The following is a 24,577-nucleotide window of genomic DNA, read 5'->3' on the forward strand; positions in this document are numbered from 1 at the left end:
GTTATTGTTGGGTTATTGCTTGTTTTTTAGCGTTTTTATGCTATCTAATTTGTAATTTTAAAATGTATTATGTATTAGTTGAACATGCGTTCATTATTTACGCAATGTGTGTAATATATTTGCAATAAAATGGCTTGACCTAATTCATTTGCGAATGCTTTACTAAAGATATTATGTGGAAATGAAATTCACAAAGTATTAATTAAGTTGGTTGATGTTTTGTTAGATGGTTCATGTATTAATATGAGGCTAAATTGCTTAGAATTTCTCCGCTTCAATACTTTTTTAGTGGATGTGCAAAGTTTTTAGCAATCGTAATAGTGCCATATGCATAATAGAAGCATGAGTATATAAAAATAGCTTGTTGGTATTGGAAATATACCTGTACCTTGAGGGTGCGATTTTTATGTGATCATAATAAGCTCAGAAATTAACTTGAAGTTTTTGTGCTAAATCTGAGTAATAATGCTACAGTGTATCGCAATATATAAGTAGACTTCTTCTTCGAACGTTTGCTTTAGCGGCCAATTGCTTTGTCGCATCCTTTAGCCTTCATTGTGATGCTCAATGTACTTGCCTTACCAGAACAAGCGTTTGAAGAAGTCTAGTGTGGTACGATATACATAGATATTTAGTTAGATGAAATAGATATTAGATATAGTCTTATGAAGGTATGCTATTGATATCTATTAATTATACTTTTCAAAATTGGCTGTTGTCAGAATGCTCCTTATGTGTTTTTGTTAAAACTTGCGTAGCCATTCTTTCTAGCTCTTTTTAAAGTCTAACTTCGTATGTACGTAAGTTAAATACAAACTCTTTATTTACCTGTGATATCCATGTAGCGTGCTATATGATTCTAATACTTTTATGATTAAACAAGATAAATTTACTACTTAACAGATTTGAGAGTGTTATATGACAGATACAAGCGACACAACATTTAAAAGAGAAAATGTTTTGCGTTGTATGAACTCTATAATGGAACAGCACCAAGATATTAAAATAGATTCTCAGCCGAAAGAGGAACAACAAACTCCACACATGACATGTCTTTGTGCATTTGCTGCGCTTTACTTAGCAATACAAGGATATAAAGGTGTAGTTTTCTCTCTTTCAAGTATTAGTACATTTATTGATGCACTTTATATAGGAATCATAGATGGGATTACACAATCAAATTCTGACTCTAAAGCAAATAAAGATGAAGTATTTAATAAAGAAGAAGTTGGTATGTTGATGAGTAAAGTGCAGCAAAATTCAAACCATGGTGTGTTTAATAAGGTAAAAGAAGATCTCACAAATATATACAATGCTAGGTTTGAAAAACTCATGCAAGATGATGAGGCACTCTCAAAAATTGGGGCAGTTGAGAAAGAAATCATCAAAAATAAAGGCGCTGCTATTGCAAGTGCAGAAGACTTACTGCGTGCAAAGCTTCTTGAGCAAGGGGATGTAAGAGCAAAAAAACTGCTTGAATATACCAACATGGCAGATGCTTTCTTCACCACTGGCAAAGTCTCTATTATAAGACAAGCTGTGTGTATCGGGCAAACTATAGGGACCTTTATGCAGCCGATACTTAGTTCTGCTATAGGCATGAGCAAGAAAGAGGATGTTGGTTATTTTGTTGCAGCGCATGCTGTCGCAAAACAATCTTTTCACTATATTATTTGGGCAACAAAACAGGTAATTTATGCTCCGTATGTTTGTGCTAAGTTATTTTTATCTGTTGCGGTAACAGCTACTATTGGGTTTTTTGATGGTATTTCCAGCTCAAAAGATAATGTAGAACAATTCGAAGTAGAAAAAACAAATAATAATATAGAAATTAAATGTGGAGAAAATAATAAAGTTGCACTAGGATTTTGGAATGAGATAACAGAAACATACAACACTTATAAGGCTGCATACAGTGACATGAATAAGTCATTAGTCGAAGCAAGTGGTGTATCAGATTTGCTAAGAGATAAGTATGATCTTATAAAATCTGCTGGTGATATGCGATTTAGAAGAGCTATCTTGAATGCTGGATTTAATAGGACTGTTAATGTTGCTGATAAAGTGTTCTCAGCAATTGAGTCGATGTATGCGGTGACAGTGAAAAATATCTATTCCGCAAGCAAGCAGTTTGGGAATGCAGCCTCAGAGAAGTTTTTTAAGGTTGCGCCTGAAAAACAGGAGCCTATAGGTCGCAAGATATAAGTATTAGATTCTTTCTAACACAATATAGATTCTATTATGAATAAGGGAAATAATCAGAGCTTTGATACAGCAAAACTTGAAGCTGCTTTGGCACAGATAGTTAGAGCATTTGCAAATAGTCCTGAAGGTGGTGCATTTTTCTTGAAGTATACATTGCTACCAAGTACACAAGAGCATGATAAGGCGATTGAAGATATTTATCGCGAGATACTTGAGCATTTTCAAGAGCAAAAGAGGTTGGCAGAAAGTGTAGTATCGTCGCTGAAATACATAAGAAGTTGCTGTTTGCAGAGTAATAGTGCGGCAGAATATGTCAAGCAGCAAGTAGATAATATAATGCATTATAAAGCGCTATTGGATTATGCAAAAGGAACAAAATCTGGACCTTTTATAGGCTGAAAGTCTAATTGATGCATGGCAAGTACTAGATAAATATAAGAGCCAGTGCATTGTAAATAAAGCTTCTTGGCGCTCATTTGTTTATTAATATCTTTTCAGTGCAGTAATAATATATCAAGGGACGAATAGTGGAATACTCCTCACACTTTTCAAAATTGGCATCGTCAAAGCGCTCATTATGTATTAGACCTCTTGCATAACCATATAAATTGATTAAAATCCTTGATTTTATCAAGGATAACATGAAGTTTGAAAACATCAAAGATGAATACGCAGAAGAGTTTCGCAGGCTTACTGGCATTAAACGAGGAACGTTTGAAGTTATACTAAGTATATTAAAAGAAGCTGAAGCTATTTTAAAGTCTCAAGGTGGAAAACCCAATAAATTGGCTTTAGAAGATCGATTACTCATGACGCTTGAGTACTTGCGTGAATACAGGACATATTTTCATATTTCCCGCAGTTATGGAATAAGTGAAAGTGCCTGTTATCGTAATATACGTTGGATTGAAGATACTCTAATTAAAGATAAACGATTTTCACTACCTGGACGTAAAGCATTACTAAAAAGCGATTCTGAATACGAACTTGTGTTAATTGATGCTACTGAAACACCGATAGAACGACCTAAAAAAAACAGAAGCACTTTTATTCGGGAAAAAAGAGGCGACATACTCTAAAAACTCAGCTTATTGTGGATAAAAGGAAAAAAGAAATCATTTGCACTAATTTTTCTAATGGCAAGCGTCATGATTTCAGGTTATTTAAAGAATCCGGAGTTCACATCCACCCTGAGATTAAAGTTCTTACAGATACTGGTTATCAAGGCATTGATAAGTTGCATTATAATTCAGAGTTACCAAAGAAAAAGACAAAAAAGCGACCACTAAGCAGGAAAGATAAAAAGAAAAATCGTCAATTGTCTAGTGAACGTGTTTTAAATGAAAACGTCATAGGCATGATCAAACGATTTAAAATTATCGCTGATCGTTATAGGAACAGAAGAAAACGATTCGGTTTAAGGTTTAATTTACTTGCTGGTATCTATAACTTTGAGCTTTAAATAGGTTATGCAAGAGGTCTATTAAATCCAGCCAACATAAATTACCATTCTACATATCACGATATATTAGAAGAAGCTGCAAATCACTCATTCGATGTAAGTAACTTGCGATTTATTGGGATATTTGAGAAAGACATAATTGTAGATCAACGAGTTGGTGAAACTGTTTTTACGCAAATATATGAAGCCATAATAGATGTAAATTCACCGAAATCTATGTATGAGGTATACAACACGAGCTCAAGTCCAAGAGCTCATATGGCTTATACAACAGGATATGAAACATATCATCAAAAGACTCACTTCATCAGCGCAGATGCAAGAAAAGATATTGTTTTCGCTGATACAATATTTCAAACAACGGAGGATGGAAGAAAATATGTGTATACAAGTATTATAGCGTACTTATTGCGTGGACAAGATGCTTTGAATTGCAAAATGCTGAATTTTAAACGAAAAATATATGATATGGACTTGTACATGCATTAGACCTCTTGCATAACCATATAAATTGATTAAAATCCTTGATTTTATCAAGGATAACATGAAGTTTGAAAACATCAAAGATGAATACGCAGAAGAGTTTCGCAGGCTTACTGGCATTAAACGAGGAACGTTTGAAGTTATACTAAGTATATTAAAAGAAGCTGAAGCTATTTTAAAGTCTCAAGGTGGAAAACCCAATAAATTGGCTTTAGAAGATCGATTACTCATGACGCTTGAGTACTTGCGTGAATACAGGACATATTTTCATATTTCCCGCAGTTATGGAATAAGTGAAAGTGCCTGTTATCGTAATATACGTTGGATTGAAGATACTCTAATTAAAGATAAACGATTTTCACTACCTGGACGTAAAGCATTACTAAAAAGCGATTCTGAATACGAACTTGTGTTAATTGATGCTACTGAAACACCGATAGAACGACCTAAAAAAAACAGAAGCACTTTTATTCGGGAAAAAAGAGGCGACATACTCTAAAAACTCAGCTTATTGTGGATAAAAGGAAAAAAGAAATCATTTGCACTAATTTTTCTAATGGCAAGCGTCATGATTTCAGGTTATTTAAAGAATCCGGAGTTCACATCCACCCTGAGATTAAAGTTCTTACAGATACTGGTTATCAAGGCATTGATAAGTTGCATTATAATTCAGAGTTACCAAAGAAAAAGACAAAAAAGCGACCACTAAGCAGGAAAGATAAAAAGAAAAATCGTCAATTGTCTAGTGAACGTGTTTTAAATGAAAACGTCATAGGCATGATCAAACGATTTAAAATTATCGCTGATCGTTATAGGAACAGAAGAAAACGATTCGGTTTAAGGTTTAATTTACTTGCTGGTATCTATAACTTTGAGCTTTAAATAGGTTATGCAAGAGGTCTATTGATTATATACATGCCCACAGCACTCTTCCTAGCTCTTTTTGAAGTCTAACTTCGTATATATTAAAAGTTCAATCCTAACTCTTCATTTCCATGCGGTATATACTCGCCATATTTTAAATTGGTTGTTGTTGGCAGCGCTTAATATCGCAAAACTATGCAAATATACACGGCAGAAAATGAAATCTAAAAGTACAAGTTTCTGGTATAAGCTTGTAATTGGGGCTTTGAGCTTTCGTAAGTAACTTGTAAAATCAGAGATTTAGTGCTACAAGGTGAACATCACAAAGTGATTATGTGCGATATTGACTCATGATTTGATAATGCAATATCAGACTCTTAATGTATGAGTGATAACTACTTATGAGCTTTGCTCTTTTATCCACAAGAGAATGATAGTTTCTATGAGATATGACAACACATTAGTGTACTTTCCCATAATCCTTGTAATGTGGTATTCGTCTTAGAGGAGAAGAATTGTAAAATAAATTGAGTATAATATTAATTCCTGAATTAAAATTGGGAATTTATTTGTACGATTGATGTTTTGCAGCATAATATGTTGATAACAATAACGATAGATAGAATAGTTATTGCAGTAATTGATGAGGCAACATTTATATACGCTTTAAATTTGAGAAGTTAAATTCGGGAATTAGTATAACATATTGAAATAGTAATATTTGATTAAAAATCAATGGAAAAAATCTCAAGAACAGCAATAGCCGCTGAGAATTACGGATCTTCTTCAATCAAAGTATTAAAGGGTCTTGATGCAGTTAGGAAGCGCCCTGGTATGTATATAGGAGATACAGATGATGGTTCTGGCTTACATCATATGGTTAATGAAGTGGTGGATAATGCAATAGATGAGGCGCTTGCTGGGTTCTGTACACTTGTTTATGTTGCAATTAATAAAGATGGTTCTGTTGTTGTGCGTGATAATGGGAGAGGTATCCCAGTTGATATACATCCTGAAGAGGGTGTGTCTGCTGCAGAGGTTATAATGACACAGCTGCATGCTGGTGGCAAATTTGATAACAATTCCTATAAGGTTTCTGGTGGATTGCATGGCGTCGGCGTTTCTGTAGTGAATGCGCTTTCGAAATGGCTAGAGTTGAAAATATGGAGAAATAACAAAGAATACGGGATGCGTTTTGTTGATGGAGTCGCGCTTGAACATTTAAAAGTAGTTGGTGACGCAGACGGCAAGCATGGAACAGAAGTTACATTTCTTCCATCTGATGAGATATTCTCATCAACGCAGTTTCATTTTTCGATACTAGAAAATAGGCTGAGAGAACTGGCTTTTTTAAACTCTGGAGTGAGAATTTTACTTGAGGATTTGAGAGAAGAGCATGGGAAAAAAGCAGAATTTCATTACGAAGGCGGTGTGCTATCGTTTTTAGAGCATTTAGATAGATCAAAGAGAGCACTCCATAAGCCGCTTAGAATAAGTGGAGAGGATAATAGCATAGCAGTTGACATTGCTTTGCAGTGGAATGATAGTTATCATGAGAATACCGTATGCTTCACAAATAACATAAGGCAAATCGATGGTGGCACTCACCTTGCAGGGTTTAGAGCTGCAATTACAAGAAGTATAAATAATTATTTTGAGATCTCAGGTCTTGCTAAGAAGCAAAAAGTTGCAATAGCACCAGATGATATAAGAGAAGGTTTAACTTGTATTATTTCTGTTAAGGTTCCAGATCCAAAATTTTCTTCGCAAACAAAAGATAAGCTTGTGAGCAGCGAAGTGAGGCCGGCTGTGGAATCAGTCGTTGCTATTAAGGTTGGGGCTTGGCTTGAAGAAAATCCGAATGAAGCAAAGATAATTGCTACAAAGATAATTGAAGCAGCTGCTGCTAGAGATGCTGCCAGAAGAGCTAGAGAACTCACAAGGAAAAAAAGTGACTTAGAAATTTCTAATCTTCCAGGTAAGCTTGCTAATTGTCAGGAAAAAGATCCTGCTTTATGTGAGTTATTTTTGGTTGAGGGAGACTCAGCTGGTGGTACTGCAAAACAAGCGAGAGATAGAAAAACTCAAGCTATACTGCCACTAAAGGGTAAAATTTTAAATGTTGAGCGTGCAAGGTTCGACAAAATGCTAAGTTCCGCAGAGATAGGAACATTAATTACAGCTATGGGAACTGGCATTGGCGATAAAAAGTTTGATATGGAAAAATTAAGATATCATAAAGTGATTCTGATGGCCGATGCAGATATAGATGGCGCGCATATCAGAACATTATTACTTACTTTTTTCTATAGATATATGCCAGATCTTATAGATAGAGGCTATCTTTATATAGCCCAACCTCCACTTTATAAGGTAAAACGTGGGCAGCACAGCGTATATTTAAAAAATGAAGAGGCTCTACAAGAACATTTAATTAATTCTATATCTGATAACTCAAAACTTGAATCTGGTGAGATATTATATACTACAGATAAATTATGTTATGTCATTAGAGCTATGAGCAAATTTTGTCAAATATTGGAGAAAGCTCCTGTATCTTTTGATAAAAAAATTCTGGAAGTTGCTGCAATTGTGTTTTGCCAATTTGGGTGCAATGAATCTTCTTGGTCCATCCTTAGTGAGGCTATATTAAAGAAAATGATTAGTATGGAACCAATTCAAGGAGTTACCTGGAGTTTCAGAGATGATTTTACTCTAGAGCGTTTAGAACGCAGTATTACAACTTTATTTCAGATTCCAGTTGATATATTTTCCTCAAAGGTGTTGCTTAGTCTTTGTGAAGTACTCAGGCCTTTTGCTGATCTATTTATAGAACAATCCACTCTCTTAGTAAAAGAGAATAAGTTTATCTGCCATATGCCTTCTGAGCTAATTTTAAATGCTTTCAATGCAGCAAGACGTGGTCTTTATATACAAAGATTTAAGGGGCTGGGTGAGATGAATGCAGATCAATTATGGGATACTACTCTGAATCCAGAGACAAGAACGTTGCTGCAGGTAAAGGTTGAAGACTGCGCTGCGGCAGAAAATACTTTTTCTACTTTGATGGGCGATGTAGTTGAGCCAAGGAGAGAGTTTATACAGAATAATGCATTAAAAGTGAGCAACTTGGATGTTTAGAAGATAATATCGCCTGCAACTCTCTCAAGGTACGCACGCCAAAAGTCTCGGAAGCGCGCATGAAATGCTGTTTATAGTGTCAAAATAGTATTTTAAATCCGCAAGAAAATATTATAATAAATGCAAAAACCTTACGGATTGTATGAAAGTAGTGTTTTTAGGTGCAGGACCAATTAATATATCAAAAATTACACATGGCTGAATCCTGGGCCAATTTTTGCATATTTCACTTCTCCACAAAAATTGATTTGCTTGCGCAAATAAATTTTTGGCGGATAGACTGGCTTTGTTGCATAATGAGGGTATTTCATTATCAGTACATAAAAATCCTAAAACTTCTCACTTCAAGAAGTTTATCTGCCATTGAAATACCAGCTTTGTTAGTTTATTTAGCTATCTATTTAGCGCGAGTTGCCAATTAAAAATTAAGCATCTAAGCTACTAATTGCAGGTAATGCAGATAAATAGATCTTTCATAAAATCATCAAAAAACAGTACATTGATGCAAAAACCTTTTCCACATATTATTTTTGTTCACTTGCAAAACCCTAAAGCAACATATAGCTCCCTAAAAATCTATCATACAGCAATCAATTCATTGGCAACTCGCGCTATTTAGCAGATAAACTTAAGGATATGCTCTACGCATTATGCAACAATGCCATAGACTCCATAAGGTTTTGGACAATCTTGCCGCTTTTTCTGCTGGGCTTTCAGTGCATCATAATTGTTTGCAAGCCAAGATAAATCCTATGTTCCTCATAGTTATGACGCAAGCGACTTCATAGGATTACTTACAGCTTGTATTATCACTAATCTTAGAAACAGAGTCACAATTCTTCCGCCAAACACCATATGTTGGATTCGGGAGGATGATAAACTCCGTTCCAAATTTGCTAAATTTATCATGCGCCTGGCTATCAACTGCGCTAGCATTAAAATTATCTGAGTCAGCTTGAGCCATACCAGGAAAATCTACTATACTATCACCTATAAACATAAGAATATTATGCTGTAATAGCTTAGAAGGAACTATGCCATTTGCTATTGCAAAAAAGCGATCTTCTTTTGTTTTAAGTTGTTGATTATCTGTTGCACCTTGAGTTTTGTTATTGTCTTTGCGATAAAATATGACCTGGTTATATGGAATGCTTAGGTGTTTTAACGTATGCTTTGTTTCTATTTCGACGCTGGTATCACGATTTGTAACAAACGATATATATCCTCCTAGTTTCTCTACTTCCTTCAAAAATGATAATGCTCCTGGTATAACAGTTGTCTCTGTTTTATCATTGCGCAATGCATCCATAAGCTCAGTTGGTGTACCGCTGCCTTGTTTCCCTTCCAAATAACGCTTAAGTTTTATCCATGATGTGTCAAGTATAGTCGCATCCAGGTCCGCAACTATCCCCCAAGTGCCAGGTTTCAAACCTTCATCTGCAATTTTTTGCTTTATCAGCATTGTTGCAAAATGATAAATCTGGTGATGCACAGCACGCATTTCATTAGAAATTCTATACCATAAGAGTGCGCTATTGCAGCCATTAAAGCACAAATTTTCTGAAGTATTTTTTGCAAAAGCATGACTATAGAGTAATGCAATACAGATTAGCATCATCATAATGTTTGATATCTTTTTATTCATTTTTTGAGATGTATTAGAGAGATAGATGTGATTATTGTGATAATTTTGTGACATCATGGCGATAAAAAGGGTTGCAAGCTAGCATATATTGAAAATAATGGCGACTATATCATCTTGACATATATTTGCAAGCATTTTATTACTTTAGTGAATCTTTAATTTTAGATTGAAATATATCGATCAAATTAATAGCTAATTTGTTATAAGCTATAATCCATTGTATTTAAGAAGCTAGTGACTGCAAATACCTGAGGCTATGGCGCTGCCTTTATAAGCGCACGCTTTGAGGATTTGAAGGGCATGATTTTTTAGAGTGCTAGTTTAATTTCTGAGTCAAATATTATATATATGCGAAGAAATTAACGAAGTAATACTTTAAAAATCAGGCCAAAAAGGTCAGCGCAAGCGATTTTGCTGGCAATGCATAGACAAGACATTTAAAACTTAATAAAAAGTGTATTATTTTACTATAAAGTAAAATCTATTGACCCAACAGATGAGTTGACAATTATACAGAGGTCTTTCGGATTGTAACCGGCAATTTGGTGCTGCTACATATTATTACTTACTGTTTGTGCTATTATTTATGTTTGGTGTTGACTCGCAATTTTTCATCCAAGCACCATATGTTGGATTTGGGAGAATGATAAACTCTGTTCCGAATTTGCTAAATTTATCATGCATCTGGCTATCCCAGACTTTAGCATTGAAGTTATCTGACTCGATTTCTTTGGCCATACCAGGAAAATCTATTATACTATCACCTATAAACATCAGAATGTCATGCTGCGGCAGCGTATAAGGAATTACCCCATTTGCTATCGCAAAAAAGCGATCTTCTTTTGTTTTAGCATGCCGTGGTTTACCTGTTTCTTCTTTAGTCTTGTTATTATCTTTACGGTAGAACATTACCTGGTTGTATGGGATGTTTAGGCGTTTTAACGCATATTTTGTCCTTATTTTAACACTAGTATCACGGTTTGTAACAAATGATATATACCCTCCTAGTTTCTCTACTTCCTTCAAAAAGGATAATGCGCCTGGTACGACAGTTGTTTCTGTTTTATCACTGCGCAATGCATCCATAAGCTCAGTTGGCGTACTGCGGCTTTTTTTACCACCTATATGACGTTTAAGTTCTAGCCATGATGTGTCAAGTATAGTCGCATCCAGGTCAGCAACTATCCCCCAAGTGCCAGGTTTCAAACCTTCATCTGTCACTTTTTGCTTTATCAGCATTGTCGCAAAATGATAAATCTGGTGATGTACAGCGCGCATTTCACTAGAAGTTCTATACCACAATAGCGCAGCATTACAGCCATCAAAGCATAAATTCCCCGTATTAGATGTAGCTTGCGTTGCAAAAGCATTGCAGTGAAGTGATGCAACACATATTAGTATTGTTATAATACTGAGTATTTTCTTATTCATTTTCCAAGATGCATTACAGAGTAAATTATTATAATTTTGCGCAATTATAGCGACAAAAAGAGCGACAAGCCAATATATGCAAAAAAATAGCAATAGCGGCGCTATCTTCACATCTATTTGCAAAAATTTTATTATTTTTCATCAGTCTATTGCTCACAGCAACAATAGATTAATCAAATTAATGATTAATTAATGACGAGTTCTAATTAATTACATCATAAAAGGCGGTTTTGCAAGCTTAAGTTAATAAAACCAGCATCAAAACCTCTAGAGAATTTAAAATATACTCATCATACTTCAAAAATTTGCGTCGTCAGATCGACCGTTATGTATTTATTATACACTTCCTCACGCTCTTCCTAGCTCTTTTTGAAGTTTAACTTCGTATGCGCATAATTCAAAATACATAAAGAGCATTTTAACCACACCAATTTTGCAAAGTATGACTAGTATATATTAGACCTCTTGCATAACCTATTTAAAGCTCAAAGTTATAGATACCAGCAAGTAAATTAAACCTTAAACCGAATCGTTTTCTTCTGTTCCTATAACGATCAGCGATAATTTTAAATCGTTTGATCATGCCTATGACGTTTTCATTTAAAACACGTTCACTAGACAATTGACGATTTTTCTTTTTATCTTTCCTGCTTAGTGGTCGCTTTTTTGTCTTTTTCTTTGGTAACTCTGAATTATAATGCAACTTATCAATGCCTTGATAACCAGTATCTGTAAGAACTTTAATCTCAGGGTGGATGTGAACTCCGGATTCTTTAAATAACCTGAAATCATGACGCTTGCCATTAGAAAAATTAGTGCAAATGATTTCTTTTTTCCTTTTATCCACAATAAGCTGAGTTTTTAGAGTATGTCGCCTCTTTTTTCCCGAATAAAAGTGCTTCTGTTTTTTTTAGGTCGTTCTATCGGTGTTTCAGTAGCATCAATTAACACAAGTTCGTATTCAGAATCGCTTTTTAGTAATGCTTTACGTCCAGGTAGTGAAAATCGTTTATCTTTAATTAGAGTATCTTCAATCCAACGTATATTACGATAACAGGCACTTTCACTTATTCCATAACTGCGGGAAATATGAAAATATGTCCTGTATTCACGCAAGTACTCAAGCGTCATGAGTAATCGATCTTCTAAAGCCAATTTATTGGGTTTTCCACCTTGAGACTTTAAAATAGCTTCAGCTTCTTTTAATATACTTAGTATAACTTCAAACGTTCCTCGTTTAATGCCAGTAAGCCTGCGAAACTCTTCTGCGTATTCATCTTTGATGTTTTCAAACTTCATGTTATCCTTGATAAAATCAAGGATTTTAATCAATTTATATGGTTATGCAAGAGGTCTATTGACTTTGGATATACATTCTCCTGATTCTATACGTTTTTTTAATATAAAATTTCATAATATAGATCCAAGTCCTCTCTTCTTAGAGGCTATACATCCTTTTGCACAGAACTATTCTATTGTAGCGCCAGATCAAGGAGGGGCCTCAAACGCAAATAAAATAGCTGCTGCAATTAACTTACCGATTGTTAAAATGCATAAAATGCGTAGTCGTGATAACGATTGCGAGATATTAGGAATGAATGGAGAGGTTCATGGTAAAAACTGTATCATTATAGATGATATAATTGATACAGGAAAGACTATGTGCCATGCATGCAATATCTTAAAAGAAAATGGAGCTAAAAAAGTAATTGCGATTGCAACACACGCCGTTTTCTCAACTGGAGCTGTAGCAAGGCTTGAGAATTCACAGATAGATATAATTATCATCACAAACAGTATAGAGCAAAGCGGCTTATCGAAGAAATTCAAGATTATAGACGTAAATAAGTTAATTTGTGAATCTTTTGTTAAGATTTAGCGTTTCGATCGGTATTTATGCATTGCCATATCTTGATCTCTATATTAACATGCTAAATTATTCTAATAAATGCTAAGTACAGAGCATTCAAAGCCAATTACAATTGATCTTTTGAGGTTTTATATAGCAGATGCATTTTAAATATTATTTGTGATCAATGTTTCATTTGTAGAACAATAATCTAATTATTCATATGTTCAAAGTAATTTGCAACATTAAGCTGTCTACACTTCAAAGTTATACCCAAGATCAACGCATTGCGCCAGCAGTGCAGAAATACGAGCAAATTATAAGATATTACAACTGCAGTTTATGTGATGTTGGTGGCTTAAAACTCACGAATACATCGGCTACACTAGGATCTAATGAGATATTAGCATTTCTAATGTCTTGGAGCAGCAATTTCTTGAATCCAATAAATCCAAGTTACTATCTTGCATATGATGATATATTAGAAAAAGCTGCTCAGCACTCATTTGACGTCAGTAACTTTCGTTTTGTTGGGATATTTGAGAGAGACAATGGTATACATCAGCAAATCGAGGGTTTTGTTTTTACAAACGTATATGAAGCTATAATTGATATAAATTCACCAAAATCTTTATATAACATATATCACATTGACTCAAGTAAAAGGGTTTATAAGGCTTATACAGCAGGATATGAAACATATCATCAAAAAATTAGCTTGCTCAGTGTGAATACAGAAAAAGATACTGTTTCTACTGGTAAAATATTTAAAACAGCAAAGAATGGAAAAAAATATATAGATATAAGTGTTATAGCTTACCTATTGCGTGGGCAGGATACTTTGCAGTGCAAAATGCTAAGTGATGAACAAAAAATTAATGATCTGGAGCCTTGCATCAATTTTCTAAAGAAAGATATAATAGAAAGGCTCAAAATAGATATGAAGTCTCTTCAAGAAGATATCACTGTATGTGATATAGGAGGAGAATACAGGGTTCTGAATATGCATGATGCGCCTGGAGCAGTTGCCAACCCTACGATTGATCTTTGCAAAGCGATAGGAGTAAAGCGAATTTCTGCGAAAACTCAAATAGAAATGGAATGCAAAGCATCAAACCCTGAGCATGTTGTAGGAGATTACACAAGTAATGTATTGAAAATTACATGTGCAGACTATCACTCATTTGTCGACTTCGACGAAAATGGAGAAATTATAGGAATGAAAATGTTACTTGACGATATGCTAGAACAACAGATAACTGAGCAATATGACCTTTAAGTCAGGCTTGGATGTTAGAGATTTGTGTATACGCATCCACTAAAGAACTTCAAAGCACAAGAATCCTGATGATATAGTTTATCAAGTTGCATGTGTCATAACTTTCGAAGGACAGGATTTATCTTGGTCATAAGTGATTATGAAGCACTGAAAGTATGGCAGAGAAAGTGACAAAATTGCCTCAAACCTTATGGATTTTATGAGGTACTACAGGCAAAGCGCCTGCTAAGTACAGGATAAATTATACATCCTAAAATTAGCGCATTGCCGCGCCTAAAAGCTAATTTTGATACATTTAACTTCTCCACCAAAAATTTATTTGCACAAGCAAATCGCTTTTGAATGGATAGACTATGTATTTCAAAATTACCTATAACAATTGACAACATTGAATATAGATAATAAAATCTGTGCAGTTTAAGTGGTATGGCATGAGGATGCTCTATGTTATTCCCCAAGATGGCTCTCACATGCCTGATATACTACTCACTTGCTGATTGGAGTTGGGTATTTTTGACATTATCTTTTATAAAAAGAATAAGAGGTGTAAAAATTTCGAAAAGCAGCTTTGTTTATCATAGCGCAAAAGCTCTAGCTGTGTTTTTTTAGTTTACTTGCTTCTAGCTCTGGATTTTGTATATTCTTTACAGTGTGGGACATACCACTCTTGTTACTTTAAATTCTTGGAAGGTATATACAAAGACTTACTTGCAGTGAATTAACTTGAGTGAAGCTTTTTTGGTTAGTTACTTCGACTTTAAATTGCACATTTTATTTGACCTGAATTTTGTGGTTTGAGCTGCTACTTTCAAGGTTTGTGTAGTGTAGTTACTTTACGTATTACTTATAGATGGAAAATATCAATGGCTAAGAAAAATACTGTGTCAATAAAGTTAGCTAGCTCCGCTGGAACTGGTTACTTTCTAGTAAAGAAAAAAAATCCGAAGAAACTCACAAAAAAATTGAGCTTTCGCAAGTATGATCCGATTGTTAGAAAGCATGTACTATTTGAAGAAAAGAAGCTCAGCAGTTAGATTTATTAGTAGTGTGTACAGCTTTTGTTTTAATATCGTGCACTATATGCAACGTATAGGACGTGTTTGATGTCTATAGAACTAAGTAGCATTACTAAGGATTACAATGAATATAACTCCAACACGCGAGTTCTTGAGGATGTCAACCTCAAGTTAGCTGATGGAGATTCTGTCTCTATTATCGGGCGCTCAGGCTCTGGAAAGAGCACATTATTGCACATTATGGGGCTACTTGATACGCCGTCATGTGGCGATATTTTTATATCAGGGCATTGCTATTCAAAGGCGTCTGATCGCCTAAAAGCAGAAGCTCGCAGGAAGCTTATAGGTTTTGTATACCAATTTCATTATCTATTACTTGAGTTTACTGTACTGGAAAATCTTACTATAACACAACTCATATCTGGCGCTTCGTCATCCAGTGCGAAACAAAATGCCGAACTGCTTCTAAAAAAACTTCAGCTTTGGGATAGGCGACATTCCTTGGCTTCACGATTATCTGGTGGGGAACAACAAAGAATAGCAGTTGCAAGAGCACTTGTAAATTTCCCAAAAATTATTCTAGCTGACGAACCTACAGGCAATCTCGATGAAACTAATTCAAAGATTGTAGCAGATTTGCTCTTTAATGAAGCTAAAGAAAGAGGAGCATCTGTTGTACTTGTAACACACAATTCAGATCTTGCAAAAATTGCAGACAGATCTTTCGTATTAAAAAACAAAACACTAAATCTGGTATAGTAAGTCCATCAGCCGCAAATTGATTTGCTAGTACGCGCGCCAAGAGTCTCAGAAGAAGCATGAAATGATGTTTAAGGGATGGACTAACTGGTCCTCTAAAAATCATGCCTTTCAAATCCACGCGCGTACTAGTTATGAAGGCAGTGCCTAAAGATTACGCTGCTTACAAATATTTACTATTTTTTCAGCAGTCTTTTTGCCGATCGCTTTTATACACGATAGTTCTTCTATTGACGCGCTGGTGATTCTCTCGTATGAACCAAATATAGTCAGCAAAGTCTTCATTCTTTTTTCTCCAACGCCTGGGACATCTGATATTAGAGATTTTAGCGTTGCTTTGGTTCTCGCCTTTCTATGTGTGCTGATTGCAAATCTATGAGCCTCATCTCTAAGATTTTGCAAATAGAATAACAACGGATCATTTTTTTCTAATTGAAACTTGCCTTTCTTTGGAGTAAAGAACCATTCTTCACCAGCATTTCTTTTTTCTCCTTTTGCTATAGATATAACATCTATCTCTTGATCTAGCTTGTTTAATTCCAGTATTTTGATAGCAACTGCTAAATGTCCAGCACCACCATCTATCAAAATAACATCAGGACAAGCAGCACTTTGTAAATGTTTTAATCTTCTGCTTAATGTTTGGTTTAAAATATAATAATCATCCGAATTAGTGTCATGCTCTATTTTAAATTTTCTATACTCTCTTTTGTCAAAGCCATCTGGAGTTGCAACAATCATACATCCAAATGAAAATTTTCCAAAAATATGACTGTTATCATACACTTCAATCCTTTCTGGAATCCTTTGCAATACAAATACCTCTTGCATTCTTTGGAGCATAGCATGTTGTTTAGAGTACTTTTGCATTTGATTAATCAAAGCGTGTCTTGCATTCTTTGTAGCAAATTCCATTATATTATGTTCTAAAGATGCTAGCTTTGGTATTACAACTTTTGGATAATATATATTTCCTTTATTTTTTCTCTTTGCTAGTGAAATAAGTGCATTTTGTAAAATAGTGGCCTCAGCCTCTTCTGTGTTAATCCAGATTTCCTGGGGCATCTCTATATCTTCATATAATTGCAAAATGAATATGTTAATAGAATTATGATAGTCACGAGTATCTACATCTTTTAGGAAATATTGTTGATTCTGATAATTCTTTCCATTACGCATAAAAATTAAGTGTAAGCATGCATTCAATGCGTTTCTATAATGAGCAAAAATGTGGATTTCCGCATCATTCTTATAATCCAGCATTATTCGCTTTTTCTGCATTTGTGTTAGTAAAGCAATTCTATCTCGCAAGACAGCTGCTCTCTCAAAATCCAGCTTTGTACTTGCTGTATTCATCAGATCTATCAATTCATTTTGTACATTTTTGCTATTACCCGAAAGAAAGTCGATGACTTGATCTATTGATTGTGCATAGTCTTTTTGTGTAATTTTGTTTACACAAGGGGCACTGCATCTTTTTATTTGATATAGTAAACATGGCCTCATTTGGGATCGCCTGGCTGTGAAATAATTATCTGTACATGACCTAATCATAAAAATCTTTTGCAACTCATTGATTGTGGCTTCTAGGTTTTCAACACTGGAGAACGGTCCGTAATATCTTGTTTGTATGTTTTTGGCACCTCTATGTTTAGCTATTCTAGGAAATTCATGATTGAAATAAATCGCAATATATGGAAATGATTTATCATCTCTGAGCGCGATATTGAATCTTGGATCAAAAGATTTGATAAGATTTGCTTCCAGAATCAGTGCATCTGATTCATTATCCGTCACCAGAGTATCAATTGCATGAAGTAGTGTAATCATCAATCTCAGTCTATTTGGCATTTTATCGATTCGCTTATACTGAGACAGTCTCTTCCTGATATTTTTTGCTTTGCCTATATATATCACAACACCTGCGCTATCCAGCATCTTATAAACACCAGGTGTTTCAGGCGCAGAGCATATAGCATTATCTAATGCTGCTAAACCCTTTTTTATATCAATTTGCTTCATATAATAGACCTCTTGCATAACCTATTTAAAGCTCAAAGTTATAGATACCAGCAAGTAAATTAAACCTTAAACCGAATCGTTTTCTTCTGTTCCTATAACGATCAGCGATAATTTTAAATCGTTTGATCATGCCTATGACGTTTTCATTTAAAACACGTTCACTAGACAATTGACGATTTTTCTTTTTATCTTTCCTGCTTAGTGGTCGCTTTTTTGTCTTTTTCTTTGGTAACTCTGAATTATAATGCAACTTATCAATGCCTTGATAACCAGTATCTGTAAGAACTTTAATCTCAGGGTGGATGTGAACTCCGGATTCTTTAAATAACCTGAAATCATGACGCTTGCCATTAGAAAAATTAGTGCAAATGATTTCTTTTTTCCTTTTATCCACAATAAGCTGAGTTTTTAGAGTATGTCGCCTCTTTTTTCCCGAATAAAAGTGCTTCTGTTTTTTTTAGGTCGTTCTATCGGTGTTTCAGTAGCATCAATTAACACAAGTTCGTATTCAGAATCGCTTTTTAGTAATGCTTTACGTCCAGGTAGTGAAAATCGTTTATCTTTAATTAGAGTATCTTCAATCCAACGTATATTACGATAACAGGCACTTTCACTTATTCCATAACTGCGGGAAATATGAAAATATGTCCTGTATTCACGCAAGTACTCAAGCGTCATGAGTAATCGATCTTCTAAAGCCAATTTATTGGGTTTTCCACCTTGAGACTTTAAAATAGCTTCAGCTTCTTTTAATATACTTAGTATAACTTCAAACGTTCCTCGTTTAATGCCAGTAAGCCTGCGAAACTCTTCTGCGTATTCATCTTTGATGTTTTCAAACTTCATGTTATCCTTGATAAAATCAAGGATTTTAATCAATTTATATGGTTATGCAAGAGGTCTAATGAACTTATATATCTTCAAAGCATAGATTGTAAAGTATATAACCTGAGTGTATGGCGATTTTCAACGATACAAATAGGTATATAGCAGTAGAGATTTGCATGCTTATTTTGATACTATACTCCACACTAATTATTTATCATGCAAATGTGATTTTAATAATCGACCATATTTACAATATAATGCTTTATAATTTATTAAGGAATTATGAGTGCAATATCGAAGAAGCTGTTGCATATTGCACACCTCTATAATATCAAAAAAGAAGTGGTGAGAACATGGTAGATTATAGCAATCCAGCGTTTGTTAAAGCAAGAAATGCAGCAGTACGAAAAGAAATTGAGTCTTCTGGACGGAATTTTGAGACTTTTGCTGCAACCAATCTTACAGATGCATAAATATTTAACCTCAGCTCGACCTAAGGAATGAAAGTATCGGAATAAGAAGAAGGGGGAGTCATTAGAATTCCTCTAAAACCACTACGTTCTGAGGAACATACTATGATTCCATTATTATGGATATACTATTATATAGATTACCTTTGCAAGCTATTGGAATTGAACCTGAAGAGACGTGTGTTATGTAGCGAGAGAATGCTGAGGAGAATGTGATATATGATGAGCTTATTAGAAATAATTACAATACTTGTGGCTTTTCATTTGAATCATCATCGCATGTTTAAAGATTTTTATCAAGAATGTCTAAGTATGTACTATACATCAGAATTTCCGAAGTTGGGAAGTTATAATAGATTTGTTAAGCTTACGAAGCGTGCTGTGGTGCCGTTGATAATTATGCATGTGGTTCTATTTGGAAGTAAGGCCGGTAAATAGTATATTTATTCAACAGAACTTGAAGTTTGACATAATATACACATAAGAAGACAGAAGATATAGCAAAATGCGGAAAACATCAACTGGTTGGTTCTTTGGATTTACCAAAGCTGCTTAACCTTTGCACACTTATTGCAACAAAACCTATAAAGTTAGCAAATGCTGTGAGTTATGTATTGTCGTGAATTTTATAATGCAATAACATAATGATTGATTCAATATGTAATTTCTGTTGATGAGATTGATATTACTTGTGCTGTTATTGGGATGATATTGATAAATCTAGTTTTCGGTCGTATATAAAGGCTTTTTATGAATATTGCTATTTTATATATAGAATGTTAACGAAATAAGCAATGTATTAAAAACAGCGATGTCTTATTGTTCAATTGCCAAGTTATTTGATAGGGGGTATAAATGGATCTTGTGATACCATTTAGATAGGTACATAACATGTTAAGGAATAGTCGATTAAAAGCTGGCTTCAAAAGCCTCAATATTGTAACAAATACTGTGCTTGGCAATATTCTCAGTAGTTGTGATGCAGTTGCACAAAAGATAGGAGCAAACTGGATAGATATAGTTGGGCGAGGTCTTGCGAGTATTAGCTATCCAAGTGATATCACGTTTAACGGAGAAAGTAGAGCTCGTGGCACATTAACGATTGAAATTTCGAATCCAGGGTTTGCTCTTGAGATGCAATCTTGCCAGCAGACAATCATCTCAAGAGTAAATAGCTATTTTGGTTACGAAGCCGTTGCACAAGTAAAGATTAAAGTTAGAAAATCTCAGGTTTTTGCTAAAAAGAGTGATTGATAAAAGCGTGAAGAATATTTAACATCAAATTATTTATCCATTACGGGGGGTTGCTTATGCAAAATGTGAACAAGATAGCGCTAATAGGTGGCGGTAATATAGGAGGAACGCTTGCGCATCTTGCAAGCATGAAGTGTCTTGGTGATATAGTAATATTGGATAAGACAGAAGATTTTGCAAAAGGTAAAGCTCTTGATATAGCACAAAGTCTCACTGTTGAAAGTTGTGATGCTGCGATTACTGGTACAGCAGATTATAAAGACTTAGAAGGCGCAAATGTAGTTATAATAACTGCAGGTGTTGCGCGCAAGCCTGGTATGAGTAGAGATGATTTACTTTCTACAAATGTTGAGGTAATGAAAATAGCAGCTGATGGAGTAAAGCGTTATGCTCCGAATGCTTTTGTCATAATCGTGACGAATCCTCTGGATTCCATGGTTTATGCGTTTAAGAAGTTTAGCGAACTTTCCAGTAAAAAGGTTGTTGGAATGGCTGGTGTACTTGATACTGCGCGCTTTAGGTTGTTCCTGGCAAGAGAGCTAAATGTATCAGTTCAGGATGTCTCAGCGTTTGTACTTGGTGGGCATGGAGACTCTATGGTGCCACTTATTAGATATACTACGGTTTGGGGCATTGCACTATCAGATATAATCAAGATGGGCCTGATTACTGAAGCAAAAGTTAATGATATAGTAACGCGGACCAAGAATGGTGGTGGAGAAATAGTACAGTTATTACAGAAAGGTTCTGCTTTTTATGCTCCAGCGGCATCTGCAATGGAAATGGCGGAAGCTTACTTGTTGAATAGAAAAAGGATATTACCTTGTGCCGCTTATCTAAATGGCGAATATGGTTTTAAAGATGTTTATACTGGTGTACCAGTTGTGATAGGAGCAGGTGGCGTTGAGAAAGTTATAGAAATTCCTCTCACAAGTGATGAAAAAGCAATGTTTGATGCTTCTGTAAAAGGTGTACAAGATACCATAACTTCTATGGCAGAAATGCTAAAGTAAGGATGTCGAAGGTTTTGAACAAAAGCGACTTAAAGCAAGGATACATTGATCTAATGGTTCCAGATGCTAGTAATGATAAGCTGGTTGATGTCTTGAAAGAAGATTTGGTTTATACTGTTTCTGCGCTTTCTGGCTTGATTAAGGAATGTATAGAAAATAGCTTCTTTTATGTGCGTGTTCAGGGTGAGGTATCTGGGTATAAGGTTGCCTCTTCTGGACATGTATATTTTAATCTGAAAGATAATGATTCGTTGCTTAATATTGTTTGTTGGCGGGGGAACACTTGCGTTTTCCCTATGGATATAGAGGATGGAATGGAGGTAGTCTGTTCAGGAAGCATTACTGCATATCCCGGCAGATCATCATATCAGCTTATATTGTCAAAGCTTGAAATGGCAGGTAGAGGTGCTCTGCTTGCATTATTTGAAAAGCGCAAGCAGATGCTAACTGAAGAAGGATTGTTTGATCTAGCGCACAAAAAAAAGTTACCTTTACTGCCAAAAGTTATAGCGCTTGTTACATCGGAAAAGGGTGCTGTGTTGCATGACATGCTACATAGAATAAGAGATAGATTTCCAATTGAAGTATTGGTCTATGATGTAGCTGTTCAAGGTAAGGGTGCTGCATCACAAATTGCTGATGCAATACACAATTTGAACGATTTGACAGCAGGGAAAAAAATAGATGTGGTCATTGTTGCAAGGGGTGGAGGCTCTATAGAAGATCTCTGGCCTTTCAATGAAGAAGTATTAGTGCGTGCTATATATGCTTCGAATATACCAATAGTGTCAGCAGTTGGTCATCAAACAGATGTAACACTATGTGACTTAGTGGCGGATTTAAGAGCTCCAACGCCTACTGCTGCAATTGAGATGGCTTTACCAGTACGAGATGATCTAATTAAGAGAATAGCAGCTCTTATATCAAGAGCATTCATCGAGACAGAAGACCTTTTGTGCATGAATTTAACGAATCTACAGAAGCTATATATTTCAATTTGTAAGAATTTTGAGTATTTTTGTAATATTAACAAACTAAAACGTGTTTCGATATATCAAAGATTCAGTTATATTGCGCAAAGTTTGATTCACAAAAAACGCAGTGAAGTCCAGAGTATTTTACACATAAGACATATCATTGCAATATTAGACCAAAAAATACAGAGTGCTGATAAAGATTTGGTGTATTTAAATTATAGGCTAGAAGATGCTTTAATGTTATACTTCAAAAAAATGCGTGCTGCTCTTGAAACAATTGATATAGCTATTAAGCGTAATGGCACTGATCGCTTGTTAAAGCGTGGTTTGGCTTTGGTTTATGATGATGTGGGGAATTTGCTAACTTCTTGCAACGCTGTTACAGTTGGGAAGAAATTAAGAGTTGAGATGTCAGATGGTAAGTTTCATGTTGTTGTGACTGAGAGAGATTAGAAGATTTTAGTGTGCTTGTGTTGTGATATATTTAAATTGATTTTATAAAAAATGGAATATCAAAAGGTGAGATTTAGTAGTTTTCAAAGGATCTAACAAGCGCGCTGTTATTATTTATGTGATAAAACATTTGTAGATAGACTATGAATAAGAACTTGACTGAAACAATAGTTGGAGCTGTGGTACTGGTAGTAGCAGCGCTATTCCTTTATAAAGCTTATAACACAGGTAGCATCGATAAGGTGAATGAAAAGTTTTATAAGATCACTGCAGACTTCGATAGGATAGATTGTATAGAGGTTGGTAGTTTAGTTAGAGTTAGCGGTATAAAAGTTGGTAGAGTATCTGGGCAGTCGTTGGATAGAGTTAGTTATGCAGCTCGTATTACTATGGATATATATGAAAGTGTTTCTCTCCCAAAAGATACTTCTGCTGAGATTGTATCTAGTGGATTGATTGGAGATAAATATGTGTCTCTGGTCCCGGGTGGAGAAGATGAAATGTTACAAGATGGTAATAATATAACGTTTACTCAGTCCTCAGTAAATATTGAAAATTTGATAGGGAAGATGATGTTTAACAGTATGTCTTCAGGTACGCAATCAAAAGTGGAAGAGGAGTCTAAAATAGAGCAAGAAGACGTTATTCAAGAGCAAGAGAATAAGGATCTTTTAGATGAATCGCGCGTCGGTTCTTCTGATAGTTTTAATTCAAATATCTCAGATACTATTAAGCAGACTGCTAGCATAGAATTCATTCAACATAAGTGATACCTCTAAATGGTGATTTAGCACTTTATTTACCTTTTTCTAGAATGCTATTTTACCGGCAATGCAACACAAAATACATGAAGAGCATTTTAAAGGCACCAATTTTGAAAAGTATGGCGATTATATACATGTATAAAAAGTAATAAGTGCATGGTATAAATAATGTTTTCAGTACAGTCATTTAGGCAATAAAAACTAGTTATCAATGTAAGAATTTGTTAGTGCATTTATTACATCGTATTTTCCTATTTATTCCTTCGCAAAATTAGCTTATAAAACGACCTTTTAGTATTATAAATCTTAAGTTGCTGATTAGGCGCTGCCTTAAGGTCAGTGCATGCGCGTGGCTTTTAAGGTCATGATTTTTTAGAGTACAAGTTAATTTCTGAGTTCAATACTATATATTTGCGAGGAAATTAACGAAGTAATACTTTAAAAATCAGGCCAGAAAAAGTCTGATACAATAACTTGGTTAATAGGGCTATAATCAGGACGCATCGCCAATTATAAAATAGTAGTTGCATCATAACTCTAAGGAGTGCTGGATTTATATCGGTTATAAATACTTTGCTGGCAATGCCTAAAGTAGTATTTGCCAGTATCTGTGATAAATTATATATCCGAAAATTAGCGCAGAGCCTCGTTTTTAAGCTAAT

General features: G+C 34.9%; 20 protein-coding genes. 13 read left to right on the plus strand and 7 right to left on the minus strand.

Annotation, left to right across the window (positions count from 1 at the left end):
• The first annotated feature begins 918 nt into the window (after positions 1-918).
• Both AACL20_RS00845 and AACL20_RS00850 read left to right on the plus strand, forming a co-directional pair.
• Positions 919-2,205 carry a hypothetical protein gene (locus tag AACL20_RS00845; protein WP_339052273.1) on the plus strand — a complete coding sequence of 429 codons (1,287 nt, stop codon included), beginning with the start codon at positions 919-921 and terminating at the stop codon, positions 2,203-2,205.
• Positions 2,206-2,241: 36 nt separating this feature from the next.
• Positions 2,242-2,604, plus strand: coding sequence for a hypothetical protein (locus AACL20_RS00850; protein WP_339052274.1), 363 nt, complete (start codon positions 2,242-2,244; stop codon positions 2,602-2,604).
• 73 nt (positions 2,605-2,677) lie between these two features.
• Here AACL20_RS00850 and AACL20_RS00855 read toward each other — a convergent pair whose 3' ends face one another.
• Positions 2,678-2,848 (minus strand): hypothetical protein, encoded by a 171-nt coding sequence (locus AACL20_RS00855; protein WP_339052275.1) that lies wholly within the window; start codon positions 2,846-2,848, stop codon positions 2,678-2,680.
• On the opposite strand from AACL20_RS00855, the gene AACL20_RS00860 reads away from it, so the two are divergent.
• Positions 2,847-3,667, plus strand: a protein-coding gene (locus tag AACL20_RS00860; RefSeq protein WP_339051669.1) for an IS5 family transposase whose coding sequence is annotated in 2 segments (ribosomal slippage) — positions 2,847-3,234 and positions 3,234-3,667 — 822 coding nt in all. Because the reading frame shifts where the segments join, the coding sequence is not laid out codon by codon here. The genes AACL20_RS00855 and AACL20_RS00860 overlap by 2 nt on opposite strands.
• A gap of 405 nt (positions 3,668-4,072) precedes the next feature.
• Here the strand turns inward: AACL20_RS00860 and AACL20_RS00865 are convergent.
• On the minus strand, positions 4,073-4,213 hold the full coding sequence (locus AACL20_RS00865; protein WP_339052276.1) for a hypothetical protein: 141 nt from the start codon (positions 4,211-4,213) through the stop codon (positions 4,073-4,075).
• Between AACL20_RS00865 and AACL20_RS00870 the strand changes: the two genes are divergently transcribed.
• A protein-coding gene (locus AACL20_RS00870; protein ID WP_339051669.1) for an IS5 family transposase occupies positions 4,212-5,032 on the plus strand; the annotation gives its coding sequence in 2 pieces (ribosomal slippage) (positions 4,212-4,599 and positions 4,599-5,032; 822 coding nt in all). The two genes, AACL20_RS00865 and AACL20_RS00870, sit on opposite strands and share 2 nt — an antisense overlap.
• Before the next feature lie 717 nt (positions 5,033-5,749).
• Positions 5,750-8,155, plus strand: coding sequence for a DNA topoisomerase (ATP-hydrolyzing) subunit B (gene gyrB, locus AACL20_RS00875; RefSeq protein WP_339052277.1), 2,406 nt, complete (start codon positions 5,750-5,752; stop codon positions 8,153-8,155).
• 790 nt (positions 8,156-8,945) lie between these two features.
• On the opposite strand, the gene AACL20_RS00880 is transcribed toward gyrB, so the two are convergent.
• The 3 genes from AACL20_RS00880 to AACL20_RS00890 all read right to left on the minus strand — a co-directional run bounded on the left by AACL20_RS00880 (position 8,946) and on the right by AACL20_RS00890 (position 12,530).
• Positions 8,946-9,800 (minus strand): HAD family acid phosphatase, encoded by an 855-nt coding sequence (locus tag AACL20_RS00880; protein ID WP_339052278.1) that lies wholly within the window; start codon positions 9,798-9,800, stop codon positions 8,946-8,948.
• A 561-nt stretch (positions 9,801-10,361) separates the two neighbouring features.
• Entirely contained in the window at positions 10,362-11,231 is an 870-nt protein-coding gene (locus AACL20_RS00885; protein ID WP_339052279.1) for an HAD family acid phosphatase, read from the minus strand.
• Positions 11,232-11,709: 478 nt separating this feature from the next.
• A protein-coding gene (locus AACL20_RS00890) for an IS5 family transposase (RefSeq protein ID WP_339051669.1) occupies positions 11,710-12,530 on the minus strand; the annotation gives its coding sequence in 2 pieces (ribosomal slippage) (positions 11,710-12,143 and positions 12,143-12,530; 822 coding nt in all).
• On the opposite strand from AACL20_RS00890, the gene prs reads away from it, so the two are divergent.
• The 4 genes from prs (at position 12,529) to AACL20_RS00910 (ending at position 16,134) form a co-directional block, all read left to right on the plus strand.
• Positions 12,529-13,110 (plus strand): ribose-phosphate diphosphokinase, encoded by a 582-nt coding sequence (prs, locus tag AACL20_RS00895; RefSeq protein WP_339052280.1) that lies wholly within the window; start codon positions 12,529-12,531, stop codon positions 13,108-13,110. The two genes, AACL20_RS00890 and prs, sit on opposite strands and share 2 nt — an antisense overlap.
• Positions 13,111-13,495: 385 nt before the next feature.
• Positions 13,496-14,359 carry a hypothetical protein gene (locus AACL20_RS00900; RefSeq protein ID WP_339052281.1) on the plus strand — a complete coding sequence of 288 codons (864 nt, stop codon included), beginning with the start codon at positions 13,496-13,498 and terminating at the stop codon, positions 14,357-14,359.
• Between the two features lie 863 nt (positions 14,360-15,222).
• Positions 15,223-15,393: a 50S ribosomal protein L33 gene (gene rpmG, locus AACL20_RS00905; protein WP_339040803.1), complete on the plus strand. Its 171-nt coding sequence runs from the start codon at positions 15,223-15,225 to the stop codon at positions 15,391-15,393.
• A gap of 69 nt (positions 15,394-15,462) precedes the next feature.
• Positions 15,463-16,134 (plus strand): ABC transporter ATP-binding protein, encoded by a 672-nt coding sequence (locus tag AACL20_RS00910; RefSeq protein ID WP_339052282.1) that lies wholly within the window; start codon positions 15,463-15,465, stop codon positions 16,132-16,134.
• 147 nt (positions 16,135-16,281) lie between these two features.
• On the opposite strand, the gene uvrC is transcribed toward AACL20_RS00910, so the two are convergent.
• Both uvrC and AACL20_RS00920 read right to left on the minus strand, forming a co-directional pair.
• The gene (uvrC, locus tag AACL20_RS00915) at positions 16,282-18,174 is read right to left on the minus strand and encodes an excinuclease ABC subunit UvrC (RefSeq protein WP_339052283.1); all 1,893 of its coding nucleotides are present in this window, start codon (positions 18,172-18,174) and stop codon (positions 16,282-16,284) included.
• A gap of 7 nt (positions 18,175-18,181) precedes the next feature.
• Positions 18,182-19,002, minus strand: a protein-coding gene (locus AACL20_RS00920; RefSeq protein WP_339051669.1) for an IS5 family transposase whose coding sequence is annotated in 2 segments (ribosomal slippage) — positions 18,182-18,615 and positions 18,615-19,002 — 822 coding nt in all. Because the reading frame shifts where the segments join, the coding sequence is not laid out codon by codon here.
• A gap of 1,343 nt (positions 19,003-20,345) precedes the next feature.
• On the opposite strand from AACL20_RS00920, the gene AACL20_RS00925 reads away from it, so the two are divergent.
• The 4 genes from AACL20_RS00925 to mlaD all read left to right on the plus strand — a co-directional run bounded on the left by AACL20_RS00925 (position 20,346) and on the right by mlaD (position 23,921).
• Positions 20,346-20,708 carry a DUF721 domain-containing protein gene (locus tag AACL20_RS00925; RefSeq protein WP_339052284.1) on the plus strand — a complete coding sequence of 121 codons (363 nt, stop codon included), beginning with the start codon at positions 20,346-20,348 and terminating at the stop codon, positions 20,706-20,708.
• Between the two features lie 56 nt (positions 20,709-20,764).
• The gene (mdh, locus tag AACL20_RS00930; RefSeq protein ID WP_339052285.1) at positions 20,765-21,721 is read left to right on the plus strand and encodes a malate dehydrogenase; all 957 of its coding nucleotides are present in this window, start codon (positions 20,765-20,767) and stop codon (positions 21,719-21,721) included.
• A gap of 14 nt (positions 21,722-21,735) precedes the next feature.
• Positions 21,736-23,151: an exodeoxyribonuclease VII large subunit gene (xseA, locus tag AACL20_RS00935; protein WP_339052286.1), complete on the plus strand. Its 1,416-nt coding sequence runs from the start codon at positions 21,736-21,738 to the stop codon at positions 23,149-23,151.
• Positions 23,152-23,294: 143 nt separating this feature from the next.
• Positions 23,295-23,921, plus strand: coding sequence for an outer membrane lipid asymmetry maintenance protein MlaD (gene mlaD, locus AACL20_RS00940; RefSeq protein ID WP_339052287.1), 627 nt, complete (start codon positions 23,295-23,297; stop codon positions 23,919-23,921).
• The last annotated feature ends 656 nt before the right edge of the window (positions 23,922-24,577 follow it).

Source organism: Candidatus Lariskella endosymbiont of Epinotia ramella (assembly GCF_964019805.1).
GTDB lineage: Bacteria > Pseudomonadota > Alphaproteobacteria > Rickettsiales > Midichloriaceae > Lariskella.